The following is a 14169-nucleotide window of genomic DNA, read 5'->3' on the forward strand; positions in this document are numbered from 1 at the left end:
TTCATTGAGGAAAACTAACCTTCGGTACCTAACCGCTTCACTGTCATACGGCTAAGGTTAAGTTCGTAGTCGTCGTCTTCCTGGTGATAATCGTCGTCGTAGTGTTGGAGTAATGATTGGTCAATCGTTTCATCCTTGCCGTGCTCAAACGTCACGAGTAGGCAGGGCAACAGAATCAGGTTGGAGAAGTTGGTAATGAGCAAGCTCGCCGACATCAGCAGACCCAAGGCTTTGGTGCCGCCAAACTCGCTGAAAGCAAACACACTAAAGCCCAAGAACAATGTAATGCTGGTATAAATCATACTAGTTCCCGCTTCCCGCAAGGTAGTGCTGATAGCGGCCTTTACCCGGCGACCGTTCACAGCTAGTTCCTGTCGGAACTTGGCTATCAGGTGAATGGAGTTGTCACCATCAATACCCAAAGCAATACTGAAAATCAGGGCCGTACTGGGTTTAAGCGGAATACCGAAATAGCCCATTAGCCCCCCAGTCAAAATCAGGGTAACCAGGTTGGGCAGTAGCGTGAAGAACACCGCCCGTACCGACCGAAACAGAATCAGCACCACTAATCCTACCAGAGCGAAGGCAATTAGAATACTCTCTTTCAGGGTGTTAATCAGGTATTCGTTGCCTTTGGTGAAGAGAATAGTCGTACCAGTGAGCTTCACCGTCATACCCGAACCGTTGAAGATTTCCTGAATCTGGGGCTGAATTCGACGGGTGATCAGGGTGTCGAGGTTGCGGGAGCCGATGTCGGCAATCTTGAGGGAGATGCGCGCCCGTTGGCCCGTAGAGTCGGTGAAGGAACGCAACAGCTTGTCGCTCATGGGGCCGTTGGCCGATTTTTGCCCCCTAGAGCTGGCTAGATACCGCAGAATGAAGTTTTTCTCCGAGTTATCGGGCAGGCGGTAATACTCGGGGTTGTCGTTGTAGAAAGCTTGAGTAGAGGCTTTAAGGAAAGTAACGATGCTGACCGGCGACGAGAGCACGGGCTGGGTGCGCAGGAATTTCTCCAGTCGGTCTATCTTCTCTAGGTTCTTAATTTTGAGAATGCCCTGCTTCTTACCCGTGTCAACCACGATTTCCAACGGCATAATGCCGTTGAAATGCTGCTCAAAGAACTTTAAATCACTATTTACGGAGCTTTCACTAGGCAAATCATCTACCATATAAGAGACGGATTTGATCTTCGTGATACCCAACAATGAGATGGCCACCAAGCCCGCTCCTATCAGATAGACTGTGGGGCGGCGCTCTAATACTAGGTGCTCGAAGAATTCCAACAGCTTTGTTAACGGCTTGGCATCCAAGTGCTCCAGCTGTTTGGGCGTGGGCGGTGGCAGATAAGTGAATACCGCCGGAATAAGAATGAAGGAGACTAGAAAAGCCACGAAAATATTGATTGTGGCAATCAGCCCGAACTGATAGAGGATGGCAATATCGGTGAAGCAGAACACGAAAAAGCCGATGGCGGTGGTCGTGTTATTCATCAAGGTCACCAACCCGATTTTGCGCACCACGCGCGTCATGGCCAAGATCTGATTACCGGATTTGCGGTAATCATAGTGGTAGCGCGAGAGCAGGTAGGTACAGTTGGGAATCCCGATAACAATCAGAATACTGGGAATCAGGCCGGTAAGCAGGTTGATTTTGTATCCAAAGAGCACCATGGTGCCCACGCACCATACCACCACCACCAACACCACTAGGATGGGGAAAATAACGGCGGCCCAGGTTCGGAAGAACATGAACAGGGTAGCGGCCATCATAAGCACCGTGAGCAGCACGAAAAACTTCATTTCGGCGGCCACTTTCGTGGTCATGGTGGAGCGCACGTAGGGCAGGCCCGCGTAGTGCAGTCGGATGCCCGTCTTCTTGCTGAAAGACTCCGCGTGGCCCAGAATCTCGTTCATCACGGCCTGGCGGCGCGATGAATTCAGATACTTGGGGTCCATGGTGAGGGCCAGCAGCGTAGCGCCTGTGGTGGGCGAGATGAGCTGGCCTTTATAGAACTCCACCCGATTCACTTCCCGCATTAAGCTGTCTAGCTCACGTTGGGTCTCGGGGGCTTTCGCAAAGATGGGAACGGCCTTAAACTGCTGGGTGGCTGTGTCTTTGCGCAGGGCAAAGACTTTTGTGACCGACAACACGCCGTTGACGCCTTCTACGGCAGTCAGGGTATCGGTGAGGTTGCGCAGTTCGGTGAAGTTGCCCAGCTTATACACGCTGCTGTCCTGCAAGCCCAGTACGAGCACGTTGCCGTCCTCCCCGAAGGTTTGCTTGAACTGCTGGAAGTAAACCACATCCGGGTCATTCGGACTTACGACCTGGGCAAAGTCGTAGGTCATTTCCACGTCTTTGGCTTTCCAGGCCATAACTACAGTCATCACGGCTATGAGCAGGATAAGAATCCGCCGCTGCTTGATGACGAAAAGCGCAAGAGAGCTCCACATAGGCCGTTAAAATGCAGCAAAGGTACGCAAAGCCGAGTAGGTAGTAAGCCTACAAGTTTTCCAGATTACCACAAGCCCGGGCAACTGAACAGTAAGAAGTTGAATCTTTCAAGTTAAATTTTTGTAAACGAAGGCAACTTGATCTGCGTATTGGTCCGTCTACTGCAATTTTTGCCCCCCAATGCCGTTTTGAAGCTTGGTTCGCCAGCTTCCCGCTTCCATGATTTTGTACCAAACGCCTACTGTGTCCCTCGCTTATCATGCGGCTACTGCTACCATGCAGCTGCAGTATGCGGCGGCCTCGTTGGCGGAAACCTTTGAGAAAGTATACGAGCTGGCGCTCGAAGCTATGCACAATCTGGGTGTGGATAAGTTGCTCCTGGATTTGAAGCGCAACGCCCCGCCCACCGACGAAGACGAGGAGTTTCTGCTGGCGCCTATCATGCGCCACTTGCCGGCGCACTCATCTCGGCCGCTGTTTATTGCGGCTCTGCTTTCCGAAAGTCAGTACCAACACCAGATGGGCTGCTACTCCCCTTCCTTCGACCGCGCATTTGCCCCCCAGCAGGTTGAGTTCAACTACTTCACCTCCCGCAGCGAAGCCACCGACTGGCTCAGTGATAATTAAAATACAACTCAACAAAAAAGCCCCCCGGACTTACTCCGGGGGGCTTTTTTGTTGAGTTAAAGACTAAGTCTAAAGCTTCTCAAAAATCCGCTTGAAGCTGACGGCCTCGCTAATGTAGTTGCGCAGCTCGCTGATCGGCATGCGGGTTTGCTCGCGCGAGTCGCGGTGACGTACCGTTACGGTGTTGTCCTCCAAGGTTTGGTGGTCGACGGCAATGCAGAAGGGCGTACCGATGAGGTCCTGGCGGGTGTAGCGCTTCCCGATGGCGTCGCGCTCTTCGTATACAAGGCGGAAATCGTGGCGCAGCTCGTCGAAGATTTCGGTGGCTTTCTCGGGCAAACCGTCCTTGCGTACCAACGGGAAAATAGCGGCTTTCACCGGCGCCAATGCTGGGTGCAGGCGCAGCACGGTGCGGGTTTTGGTTTGCTGCTGCTCGCCCTCCCCTTCCGTAATGGTTTCCTCAGTATAGGCCTGGCACAGCGTGGCCAGGAACAGCCGGTCGGCACCTACGGAGGTTTCCACTACAAAAGGCACATAGTTGCCGTAAGCCTTGCCGTTCTCGTCGAGGTCGTTGTCGAAGAACTGCTGCTTTTTGCGGCTCAGCGTTTGGTGCTGGGTCAGGTCGAAGTCGGTGCGGGAGTGAATGCCTTCGATTTCCTTGAAGCCGAAAGGGAATTCAAACTCGATGTCCACGGCCGCGTTGGCGTAGTGAGCCAGCTTGTCGTGGTCGTGAAAGCGCAGCTTTTCAGCGGGCAGACCTAGAGCCTCGTGCCAGCGCTTGCGGGTTTCTTTCCACTGCTGGTACCACTCCATCTCGGTGCCGGGACGCACGAAGAATTGCATCTCCATTTGCTCAAACTCCCGCATGCGGAAAATGAACTGGCGAGCCACAATCTCGTTGCGGAAAGCCTTGCCAATCTGGGCAATACCAAACGGAATCTTCATCCGCGCCGACTTCTGTACATTCAGGAAGTTGACAAAAATGCCCTGCGCCGTTTCGGGCCGCAGGTATATTAAGCTGGAATCATCGGCCACCGAACCCACCTGCGTGGAGAACATCAGGTTGAACTGGCGTACCTCGGTCCAGTTAGCGGTGCCGGACACGGGGCAGGTTATTTTCTCATCAATGATAAGCTGACGCACGCCGGTCAGGTCCTCGGCCGTGAGCAGACGGCCCATGTCGGCCAGCAGCATGTCGGCGCGTATTTTGTCGCCGGCATTTTCGTACTGAGCGGCTTTTTCTTCCAGCAATACGTCAGCCCGGTAGCGCTTCTTCGAGTCCAGATTATCAATCATGGGGTCGGAGAAGCCGTCGACGTGGCCGCTGGCTTTCCAAGTGAGCGGGTGCATAAAAATGGCCGCGTCGATGCCCACCACGTTCTGGTTGAGCTGGGTCATGGCCCGCCACCAGAGCTGCTTGAGGTTATTTTTCAGCTCTACGCCGTTGGGGCCGTAGTCGTACACGGCTTGCAGGCCATCGTAGATTTCGGACGAAGGAAATACGAAGCCGTATTCCTTGGCGTGGGCCACAATGTCCTTTAGCTGGGTATTTTCGAGAGAGGGTTTCTGCGTCGCGTTGCTCATAGCAGCAAAGATAGGCGCTGATTTAACTGAGTAGAGCGAAAAAACAGATTCGTAGCTTACGGCGCTATTCAGGCCGACGAGGCCGTAAGCCATTTGCCCCCCAGTCATGGCCCAAATCTTTTTTATAGCTCAGTTGTCCGCTCATCGGGTCACTTGCGTATCGGGGCCTTTACGACTGGTATGTTGACTGCAAATTTCTGCTGATGGCACAACAAATAAGTCTGGCGCATCATGTCAGGTAACAATTTGATAATCTTGCCCCGTTTTTGGTAACATTACCTTTGGGTGCCCGTTTTTTTGTACCTATTTCCCCTCCTATGTTTGGCTTAGAGCCTCAAGTGCTGTTTTTGCTGCTACTCTGTTTGGTAGCAGCCTGCGCTTTCGAATTCGTCAATGGCTTTCACGACACGGCTAACGCCGTTGCGACGGTCATTTATACTAATACACTGCGCCCTTGGGTGGCCGTTATCTGGTCGGCTTTCTGGAATTTCATTGGCGTGTTTGCCGGTGGTATTGCCGTGGCCATGGGTATCGTGTACCTGCTGCCCGTCGAGAGCCTCGTAGATCAGAATGTGTACCACGGCATTGCCATGGTGGGTGCGCTTATCCTGTCGGCTATTCTCTGGAACGTGGGTACTTGGTACTATGGTATTCCTGCTTCCAGTTCTCACGCGCTTATCGGATCTATCCTCGGCGTGGGTATTGCGTTTTCCCTGTTGCCAGAGGCCAGCGGAGCCGCTGTTAACTGGAGTAAGGCTGGCGAAACTGGTGTGGCGCTGCTCGTGGGGCCACTGTTTGGCTTCACGCTGACTATTCTGCTCATGTTCATCTTGCGCCGCTTCGTGCGCAACAAGGCCATCTTCCGGGAGCCCCACAAGCGCAAGCCCCCGCCCCTCTGGATTCGCTTGGTCTTGATTGTGACCTGTACGCTGGTGAGCTTTTTTCACGGCTCCAACGATGGTCAAAAAGGCGTAGGCCTGATTATGCTGATTCTTATCGGCATCGTGCCCACCTTTTTTGCCCTCAACGATGACCTCAACCCCTTGGACATGCGCGATACTTTGGCTCGCGTAGAACAGGTAGTAAATAAAGTGGATCCGGCCGCGCTGAGCGCCGATGACCGCCAAACCCTAGCGGAGATTAAAGTTCAGACCAACGCTCTCGACAGCGTATTTGTGGGCAAAACCAGTGTGCGCGAGCTGCCCCAGAACGCGCGCTTCGAGATTCGGAAGGCCATTCTGCTGCTTGATAACCGCACCAAAAAGCTCCTGGGCAGCGAGCGGCTTTCCCTAAGCTCAGCCGATCAGGCCACCTACAAAGCCGGCATCACGGACCTGCGCACCTACACCGATTATGCCCCGTGGTGGGTGCTGCTCATGGTGTCTACCTCCCTGGGCATCGGCACGATGGTAGGCTGGCAGCGCATCGTGAAAACTATTGGCGAGCGTATTGGCAAGGAGCACCTGACCTACGCGCAGGGTGCTTCTTCGGAGCTGGTAGCCGCCAGCATGATTGGGGTTTCTACGGCTATTGGTTTGCCTAGCTCTACTACCCACGTGCTGTCGTCGGCTATTGCCGGCTCTATGGTAGCCAACCGCGGGGTGAAGAATCTGAACCCCCAGATGGTGCGCAACATTGCATTAGCCTGGGTACTCACCCTGCCTGTCACGATGGTACTGTCGGGGGCGCTGTTCCTGTTCTTCCGGGCTATTCTGTAGGGCTGAGCTCATCTTGAATAGAGCCAAAAAAGCCACCCTCTTGGAGGGTGGCTTTTTTCGTTTTGAAGCTTGCTGTTAACAACCGTGGAAAAACCGCTGGGGGGCATTTTCCACTGATTTAGTTGTGCAAAGTATCGAGTTAACAGGCACTTATCCACTTTTCCACATACAAAATCATTTGTTTTGTGGATAACTAGCGACTAGCTCGGCCACTGTACTTCCAGATCGTCAGATATAAACACGCCGAAGTTGACAAACTGTAGCTCATCCTCATCGAAGTATAAGTCAATCATCTCCTTCTCGTAGGATAAGCGAACTTCGCCGGTTTCCATCCGCTCGGTTTCGGAGTTGTTGTATCCGTGCTGACGCATCAGCTCCTCGATAGCGGCCTGGCTCTTGCCATGAATTGGCTCACCGAAAAGGCGCAAGCCAGGGTGGTCGGTTTCAATGCAGCTGAGGCGATAGTCGTCTTCACGATCGAAGTAAAGCGAGTAGCCTTCCTCCAAGTAGTTCCAGGCTTGATGCTCGAACTCGTCGTCATCCTCCGACTCTTCAATTTCTTCGGGCTCTCCCATCAGGGCGCGCACCTCGTCCATGGAGGCTCCAAACTTCAGAGGCCCCATGCCGGTGCCCAAAGTGATTTCGTTTTCTTCCATGCTGGTTGGTTGGTCAGGCTTTTTCATAGCCATGGGGTGAGGTCTAAGTTTAGCTAAAGGTAGGAATCTGTAACTCACTTGCCGTAGCGAGCCTGAAAATCGGCCCGCTGCCGTTCGTATTCGGGGTAGTGCTGGGCCTGGTCCCATTTCTGTTTGAAGATGGCAGCAGCGGCAGCTTTCTCGGGGTCTTCGGGGGCGCGGGGCAGCTCGGCACGACCGTGGGCCCCGCTCTGTCCTTTTTTGTCGTCGGGCACCGGGCCATCATACTTTTTTCCGCCCTTATGGTTGGCGTAGCGCCGGGCTCGGGTAAAGCCCATTTGCAGGAATTTGCGCGCCATATCAGCCCCCACAAAGTCATTGGCTTTAAGATAGCCCAGAAACAGCTCATAGATCCGCTCCGACGACTCCTGCGCTATTTCGGGCGTGCGAAAGCGCCAGTGCGGTAGTATCTCCGATTTATAGGGCTCTACCAACAGCACGCCCTGCTCGCCTTTGCCCACGCGATACAATTCGGGCTGCTGCCGAAAATCAACTTTTTTGAAATTGAGCGAATAATTAAAGGGCATGGCGGCCGGCTGAAGCTGAGCTGCTGTATACGCGAGAAGCCGCGAATTGTGTTGGGGGGCTTTTTTGGGAAACGCCTGATTTATCCACAGGGTTAATAACTTTTTAAAAGAGATTTTAAGAAATGTTTTTTTAATCCCCCACCATTAGGGCTGTGCATAAGTTGATAAGATTTCAGAGTTATAAACAGTGCTGAAAACTTGTGTACAAGCTCGGGCTTATGCACCAGCTATCAACAGGGTGTGTGGATTATAAATCGCTGACTCATAATAAATTATTTACTTTATTCACAATCCACGACGTTATCCACGAATCCACAATTCACACGAATCAGGCAGTGTGGATTAGGTCTTTTTCGGGGGAGAGTTGTCCACCCTTATCCACAGCCCAACAGTGCTGTGTTAGCTTTCAGACCTGCAAAAAAACTTGTCCGCAATTTCTCCACGAGTTATCCCCATGTTACGCCCGTATTATCCACAGATTACCTGCGTATTTATAACCCCGTGGATAAACTCGTGTATAGCCTGTGGAAAACCACAAAAAAGCCCCCCAGTATATCTGGGGGGCAATTCACACAGTGTGGATAGCTTGCTGATAGGTTGAAACAGGCATTAACATGCCTGAAGAAAAAAGATATGAAGCAGCTATTCTGGTTGCGGCAGCACCATCACGTCAAACCCACATATTGCCGAAAGGAAAGCGACTACGGTGCGCGGGAGGCACTTCGCTAGAAGGCAATATTCTCCTCCTGCTCCCAGTTAGCGCGCACGTCCAGCTTCTTGGGGAAAATATAAACCGGCTCGGCAGGCAGCCGAAACTGTGGGTCGCCGCCGTACCAGGTACCGTTGGCATCAGCATCGATCAGAACACGAATCTGATACGATCCGGGTGCGATATTGGTGAATATGTAGCGGTTTTTGGGGCTATCGAGCACGGCTACGGGCTGAAAGGTGTCATTGATCAGCTGAATCTGATAGCGCGTAAACTTGGTTTGAATAGCCCCAGATAGGGTGCCGGAAGGCGACTGCTCAGAGATGCGCAGCCGCAGCGGCCGCAGCCCCAACGACTGACCCGTGACGCTGGTAATAGCGGTGCTATCGAGAATAATGGTGGCTGTTTTGCGGGCCTTGAAATTTGGTTTCACCGTCAGACGGACGCGGTCGGGGCTGAGCGTACCATCCTGGGGGAGGCGAAGCGGGCGGCGGGCAGTCGAATCTTCTACCAGCGTACCAAATGGCTTGTTGGGGGGCAAAATAACAGGCTCAGTAAACACAAATTGAACCTGCCCCTGATAATAAACTTCCTGCGGACTGCCCTCTACGGTGTAGGCTGGCCCACGCCGCGCCGGCGCATTGCCCTGAAAGCGTACGTTAATAGTATCGCGGCCTACGTTGCCTACGCTGTCGGTGGCCGATAGCAGATAGCGCCCTTCCGCAACGGCTTTGGTTTTGTAAAGCACCACCGATTTGCCCTGATCAGCTACCTGCAAGGCACTATTTAGCTGCGCCACAGCCTCCGGCGAAGTTGCTCCGCCACCAGGTAATGGCGCCAGCACAGCCTGACGGACGCCTTCGTTGTAGCTTACCTTAAACTGCGTAGGCGTGCCCTGTCGGCCGGTGGCTAACGGACGGCGAGCATCGGGCCGTACCAGCACCAGCGCTATCGAGTCGAGGCCGGGCGCCACCGTAATCAGCTCCGGTAAGTAGGCTATCCTCTCCCCTTCTTCGTAGCGGCGGGTGTTATTCTTGTCTTGTAAAGCAAAAAGGCGGTAACGACCTTCCCGCAGATTCTGGAAAGAGTACTGTCCATTCTTAGTTGTGCGGGCAAGGTAATAAGGCCTTCCCCGACGAATATTTGCGGTGTCGGCTTCGGGGTAAAGTATAACCGAAATATCCTCAGCCGTTCGCTTGGTGAGCAGGTCCGTCACGCGCCCGAACACCCGGCCTGAATCCAGATCAGCGCCGGTGCTGAAGCTCAGCATGACGTTAGGGGCCTCATTGTTTTCGGTAATATCCGTGATGGCCTTGCCGAAGTTGAACGAGTAGGTCGTGTTTTTATCGAGGGGCTGCTCGAAGGTAAGCGTGACGCCACCTTTATCCTCACGCACCTGGTACTTGTTCTCTTCCGAAATAACGGGCGCGATAATGAGGTTCTTCTGCAAGTCCTTCAGCTGCACCGTTTCCGAAAACTCCAGCCGAATACTGCGCTGGGTAACGTTGCGGGCGCCCTGCTCCGGCGACGTACGCACCAGCTTCGGAGGCGTCAAATCCTTGGGTCCACCCTCCGGTGAGCTAACGGCCGCGCAGCCACTCATTCCTATTCCAATTCCCAGTAAAAACAGCAAATGAGCGCGTACAGACATGAAAAAGCGAAAGGTGAAAGGTGAAAAGTAGAAAGTCATGCAGAATGCAGTGAAGCATCTCGCGCGCTGACACAGGAGCAGTAATCAGACGTCAGCACGCGAGATGCTTCACTGCGTTCTGCATGACGTTCTGGTTCCTGCTCGTACTTCTACCGCTTAGCAGCTACGTAAATTAAGCTTGAATATTGCCCTTCATGCTCCGCCGCGTACTGATTGGACTTATAACCGGCTTTGAGGACGCTCAATAAACCCCCGTTACGCTCGGCGCGGTGCTTTTCGCTGAGCATACTCACATAGTAAGCATCCAAGGGCAGCGGCAGCGTTTCGCGAACCATGAGCTTGTGCTTTTTGAGCAGCTGGGTCATGGTTTTGGGGCTGAAATGATACAGGTGGCGCGGCACGTCGTAGGCAGCCCAATCCTGGCGGTAGTGCTGGGCGTCGAAGCTCTCCACGTTGGGCACCGCAATTATCAACACGCCATCTGGCTTCAGCAGACTGATGAGGTGCTTCAAAGTACCAGCCAGCTCATGTACGTGTTCGAGCACATGCCAGAGCGTAATGGCATCGAACGACTCGGCAGAAAAGCCCCCCAGATCCTCAGCGCCGATGGGCTGACCTACGCGGCGCGCGGCTTCTTCCCGGGCCCGCGCATTCGGCTCCACTCCGGCCACCTGCCAGCCATTCGACTTGCAGGCCGCAAGAAAATGCCCCGTACCGCAGCCGTAATCCAAGACTTTTCCTTTGCGGGGGGCTTTTTTATTCAGCAACGCCACTTTGCGGCGCATGGTAAAAAACCGCGCGACTTTGTAGGCTTGATTGATAACTCCCTGCGCCCCGCTGTTGTGCGACACGTACTCGTCCGACTCGTAGTAGCGCCCGATATCGGCCGGGCCGGGCCGCGGGTTCGTGAACTGAAAGCCGCAGCTTTTGCACTGCACGATGGCAAAGCTCTCTTTGCTTACCGACTTATCTTCAACTACCAGCTTGTTGCGAAACTCGCTTTTGCCGCACACCGGGCAGGCTGACAGACGTTCGTAGGACACAGGTATTCAATTAACAATTAACATTGAGCAATTAACAATAAGCGATGAGCAGGTGGACTTTATCCTTCATTGTTAATTGCTCAATGTTAATTGTTAATTGAATTTACCGGCCAAGATAGACCATCAACACCGAAATATCGGCCGGCGAGACGCCGCTAATGCGCGCGGCCTGGCCGATGGTTTCGGGCTGCACGCGCAGCAGCTTCTCGCGGGCCTCGTGCGACAGGGCTGGCATCTGCTTGTAATCGAGGCGGCCCTGAATCACGAAGTTTTCCAGCTCACCCACGCGGGCAGCCTGCAAGTGCTCCTTCTGAATGTAGGATTCGTACTTGATGGTAATGATGGCTTGTTCCAAACTATCGGGCTGGTATTGACCCAGCTCCAATGCCAGCCTGGGCAGGTGGCGCGTGAGGTGCTCCAGCTCCACATTAGGGCGGCGTAGCAAGTTTACCGCCCGGGTTTTCTCGCTGATAGTAGCCGAGCCTAGCTCCGTCAGCAGCCCGTTAATCTCTGCCGGCTCGATGGATTTCTTTTGCAGATACTCAATTACCGCCGCCGTTTCGCGTTGCTTTTGCTCTACGCGCTGCATACGCTCCTCCGACGCCAGACCCAGCGCGTAGCCCATAGGCGTGAGGCGCAGGTCGGCGTTATCCTGGCGCAGCACAATGCGGTGCTCGGCGCGCGAGGTAAACATGCGGTAAGGCTCGTCCGTGCCTTTGTTCACAAGGTCGTCGATGAGTACACCGATGTAGGCCTCACTCCTTTTCAGCACGAAAGGCTGCTTATCGTGTACGCGGTTGTGGGCGTTGATACCAGCCATCAGACCCTGGCAGGCAGCCTCCTCATAGCCCGTGGTGCCGTTGATCTGGCCCGCGAAGTAGAGGTTGCGCACGCGCTTGGTTTCCAGCGTTAGGTTGAGCTGAGTAGGTGGGAAAAAGTCGTACTCGATGGCGTAGCCGGGCCGGAACATCTTGGCATTCTCGAAGCCCGCAATCTTGCGCAAAGCCCGGTACTGTACATCCTCTGGCAAAGAGCTGCTGAAGCCGTTGATGTACATTTCAACGGTGCTGCTGCCCTCCGGCTCCACAAATATCTGGTGGCGGTCCTTGTCAGCGAAGCGGTTGATTTTGTCCTCCACCGACGGGCAATAGCGTGGCCCCAAACCCTTGATGCGACCCTGAAACATCGGCGACTTCTCGAAGCCCGTGCGCAGAATTTCGTGCACCTCCGGGTTCGTATAAGTGATATAGCACGGGCGCTGCTTAACCAGCGTCGGCGTGTCGAGGTAAGAGAAGCGGCCGGGTATTTCGTCGCCGGGCTGCTCTTCCATTTTAGAGTAATCAAGCGAGCGGCCATCAACGCGGGGCGGCGTACCGGTTTTCATGCGACCGGCTTCAAAGCCCAGCTCAATGAGCTGCTCAGTAATACCGGAACTGGCTTTTTCAGCTGCCCGACCACCGCCAAACTGCTTCTCGCCAATATGAATCAGGCCATTGAGGAAAGTCCCGTTGGTAAGCACCACAGCTTTGCCGCGAAACTCCACGCCCAGCGCCGTGCGCACGCCTGCTACCGTCTCATTTTCTATTAGCAGACCCGTTACAGCTTCCTGCCAGAAGTCTATGTTTAATGTTTGCTCCAAAGTCAGGCGCCATTCTTCGGCGAAGCGCATCCGGTCGCTTTGGGCGCGCGGGCTCCACATAGCCGGGCCTTTCGACCGATTCAGCATCCTGAACTGAATCATGGTCTTATCAGTCACGATGCCACTTTGCCCCCCAAGGGCGTCTACCTCGCGTAGAATCTGCCCCTTGGCCACCCCGCCCATGGCCGGATTGCACGACATCTGGGCGATGGTATTCATGTTCATCGTCACGAGCAGCACCTTGGAGCCAAGGTTTGCGGCAGCCGCGGCAGCTTCGCAACCAGCGTGGCCGGCTCCTACTACAATAACATCGTACTCTTCTTGCTGAAACATGGCTGGGGGGCTTTTTTAGCTGTAAGGATAAACAGCAAAGAGCTTATAAACAGAGGCAGAAGACAGCGTATTTATCGTTGCTGCCTGACCCGATAAGTTGGATTGCACAACGACAAAGACGCCGTAGTACGTTCCTGAAAACCAAAAAACCGCCGCCGTTCAAAACGGCCTGCGGTTTTCTGATAATTACTTAGAAAAGAGAAAAGGCAACGTGCTCAGAACGTGCGCAAAGATAGGCAGTAATCCTCTTTTTTGCGCATGGCCGTCTGGCTCAGCAGGTCTTTGTCTTGGTAGCCCAGCAAATGCAGCATACCATGAATCATCACGCGGTGCAGTTCGTCGCAGAAGGGTACGCCCAGTTGCTCAGCGTTTTCGCGTACTCGCTCCACGCTGATAAAAATATCGCCCTCAATAATGTCCGACGTGTCCGCATTATCAAAGGTGATAACGTCGGTGTACGTGTCGTGGTCGAGGTACTCTACGTTTACGCGGTGCAGGTATTCGTCGGAACAGAAAATGTAGGTAAGCTGCACGATTTCGTGCTCGTGCACTTCCGCAATACGCTCAACCCAAGCCGTCAGAGCTTCAGCCTCTGCTAGCTCAAAATCCACATCCTCTACAATAAACTCAATGCCGTGTACCTCGTGCGACTGCTCGGGCAGGCCGTTGTTCATTTCGTCCTCGGTACCAGGCGGGTGTTGGTTCATGCCGCGTTATGATCGGAAGATAAAGAATCGGAGCCCGAGGTTTCCAGATCGGAAGTAGGAGCTAACAGGAACGTAAGCTGAACGTTGCGGCCATCTTTCTGAAATTCTACCTCGTCGGCGAGGTGGCGAATCAGAAAAATACCGCGGCCTCCCGGGTTTTCCAGGTTTTCAGGAGCTGTAGGATCAATCAAATTCGTGTAATCGAAGCCGTCACCCTGATCCTCTACCTCAAATTTGATACGGTCGGTAGCTACATGCAGCGACAAGTACACGTTTTTATCCTTATCGAATTTGTTACCGTGACGAATGGCATTATTGACGGCTTCCGTAACTGCCACCATGATATTGCCATAGATATCATCTTCAATATCAAAGGTATCCTTCGAATTGTCGATGAAGCTTTCTACCACGCGAATATTCTCAACGAGCGACGGAATCTGAATTTTAACCTGCTTCATAGTAAAAGTAAGAGGGGGGCAGCA

11 protein-coding genes are annotated in these 14169 nt (G+C 53.6%); 2 read left to right on the forward strand and 9 right to left on the reverse strand.

Features of this window, described 5'->3' with window-relative positions:
• Positions 1–14: 14 nt before the first annotated feature.
• Positions 15–2453, reverse strand: a complete 2439-nt coding sequence (locus IEW06_RS05315) for an efflux RND transporter permease subunit (protein ID WP_187733579.1) — start codon at positions 2451–2453, stop codon at positions 15–17.
• 220 nt (positions 2454–2673) lie between these two features.
• On the opposite strand from IEW06_RS05315, the gene IEW06_RS05320 reads away from it, so the two are divergent.
• Complete coding sequence (locus IEW06_RS05320) at positions 2674–3081, forward strand: hypothetical protein (RefSeq protein WP_188547621.1); 408 nt, start codon at positions 2674–2676, stop codon at positions 3079–3081.
• A gap of 69 nt (positions 3082–3150) precedes the next feature.
• Here the strand turns inward: IEW06_RS05320 and IEW06_RS05325 are convergent, their stop codons facing one another.
• Entirely contained in the window at positions 3151–4665 is a 1515-nt protein-coding gene (locus tag IEW06_RS05325; protein ID WP_187734208.1) for a glycine--tRNA ligase, read from the reverse strand.
• 317 nt (positions 4666–4982) lie between these two features.
• Between IEW06_RS05325 and IEW06_RS05330 the strand changes: the two genes are divergently transcribed.
• Positions 4983–6383, forward strand: coding sequence for an inorganic phosphate transporter (locus IEW06_RS05330; RefSeq protein WP_187733577.1), 1401 nt, complete (start codon positions 4983–4985; stop codon positions 6381–6383).
• Between the two features lie 200 nt (positions 6384–6583).
• On the opposite strand, the gene IEW06_RS05335 is transcribed toward IEW06_RS05330, so the two are convergent.
• The 7 genes from IEW06_RS05335 to IEW06_RS05365 all read right to left on the reverse strand — a co-directional run bounded on the left by IEW06_RS05335 (position 6584) and on the right by IEW06_RS05365 (position 14145).
• Entirely contained in the window at positions 6584–7066 is a 483-nt protein-coding gene (locus IEW06_RS05335) for a hypothetical protein (protein ID WP_223284789.1), read from the reverse strand.
• Between the two features lie 47 nt (positions 7067–7113).
• Positions 7114–7605 (reverse strand): DUF4385 domain-containing protein, encoded by a 492-nt coding sequence (locus IEW06_RS05340; protein WP_187733576.1) that lies wholly within the window; start codon positions 7603–7605, stop codon positions 7114–7116.
• A gap of 725 nt (positions 7606–8330) precedes the next feature.
• On the reverse strand, positions 8331–9965 hold the full coding sequence (locus tag IEW06_RS05345; RefSeq protein ID WP_187733575.1) for an Ig-like domain-containing domain: 1635 nt from the start codon (positions 9963–9965) through the stop codon (positions 8331–8333).
• 149 nt (positions 9966–10114) lie between these two features.
• Positions 10115–11008, reverse strand: a complete 894-nt coding sequence (locus IEW06_RS05350; protein ID WP_188547623.1) for a methyltransferase domain-containing protein — start codon at positions 11006–11008, stop codon at positions 10115–10117.
• 103 nt (positions 11009–11111) lie between these two features.
• Positions 11112–12980, reverse strand: a complete 1869-nt coding sequence (gene mnmG / locus IEW06_RS05355) for a tRNA uridine-5-carboxymethylaminomethyl(34) synthesis enzyme MnmG (RefSeq protein WP_188547625.1) — start codon at positions 12978–12980, stop codon at positions 11112–11114.
• Between the two features lie 215 nt (positions 12981–13195).
• A complete protein-coding gene (ybeY, locus tag IEW06_RS05360; RefSeq protein WP_187733574.1) occupies positions 13196–13687 on the reverse strand; it encodes an rRNA maturation RNase YbeY in 492 nt (163 codons plus the stop codon).
• Entirely contained in the window at positions 13684–14145 is a 462-nt protein-coding gene (locus IEW06_RS05365; RefSeq protein ID WP_187733573.1) for an ATP-binding protein, read from the reverse strand. Before IEW06_RS05365 ends, ybeY begins: the two co-directional genes overlap by 4 nt.
• Positions 14146–14169: the final 24 nt, after the last annotated feature.

Source organism: Hymenobacter qilianensis (genome assembly GCF_014638675.1).
GTDB lineage: Bacteria > Bacteroidota > Bacteroidia > Cytophagales > Hymenobacteraceae > Hymenobacter > Hymenobacter qilianensis.

Excerpts from the sequence above, each read along its gene's own strand:
- IEW06_RS05315 (WP_187733579.1), bottom strand. The coding sequence starts at position 2,453 with ATGTGGAGCTCTCTTGCGCTTTTCGTCATCAAGCAGCGGCGGATTCTT.
- IEW06_RS05320 (WP_188547621.1), top strand. The coding sequence starts at position 2,674 with ATGATTTTGTACCAAACGCCTACTGTGTCCCTCGCTTATCATGCGGCT.
- IEW06_RS05325 (WP_187734208.1), bottom strand. The coding sequence starts at position 4,665 with ATGAGCAACGCGACGCAGAAACCCTCTCTCGAAAATACCCAGCTAAAG.
- IEW06_RS05330 (WP_187733577.1), top strand. The coding sequence starts at position 4,983 with ATGTTTGGCTTAGAGCCTCAAGTGCTGTTTTTGCTGCTACTCTGTTTG.
- IEW06_RS05335 (WP_223284789.1), bottom strand. The coding sequence starts at position 7,066 with ATGAAAAAGCCTGACCAACCAACCAGCATGGAAGAAAACGAAATCACT.
- IEW06_RS05340 (WP_187733576.1), bottom strand. The coding sequence starts at position 7,605 with ATGCCCTTTAATTATTCGCTCAATTTCAAAAAAGTTGATTTTCGGCAG.
- IEW06_RS05345 (WP_187733575.1), bottom strand. The coding sequence starts at position 9,965 with ATGTCTGTACGCGCTCATTTGCTGTTTTTACTGGGAATTGGAATAGGA.
- mnmG (WP_188547625.1), bottom strand. The coding sequence starts at position 12,980 with ATGTTTCAGCAAGAAGAGTACGATGTTATTGTAGTAGGAGCCGGCCAC.
- ybeY (WP_187733574.1), bottom strand. The coding sequence starts at position 13,687 with ATGAACCAACACCCGCCTGGTACCGAGGACGAAATGAACAACGGCCTG.
- IEW06_RS05365 (WP_187733573.1), bottom strand. The coding sequence starts at position 14,145 with ATGAAGCAGGTTAAAATTCAGATTCCGTCGCTCGTTGAGAATATTCGC.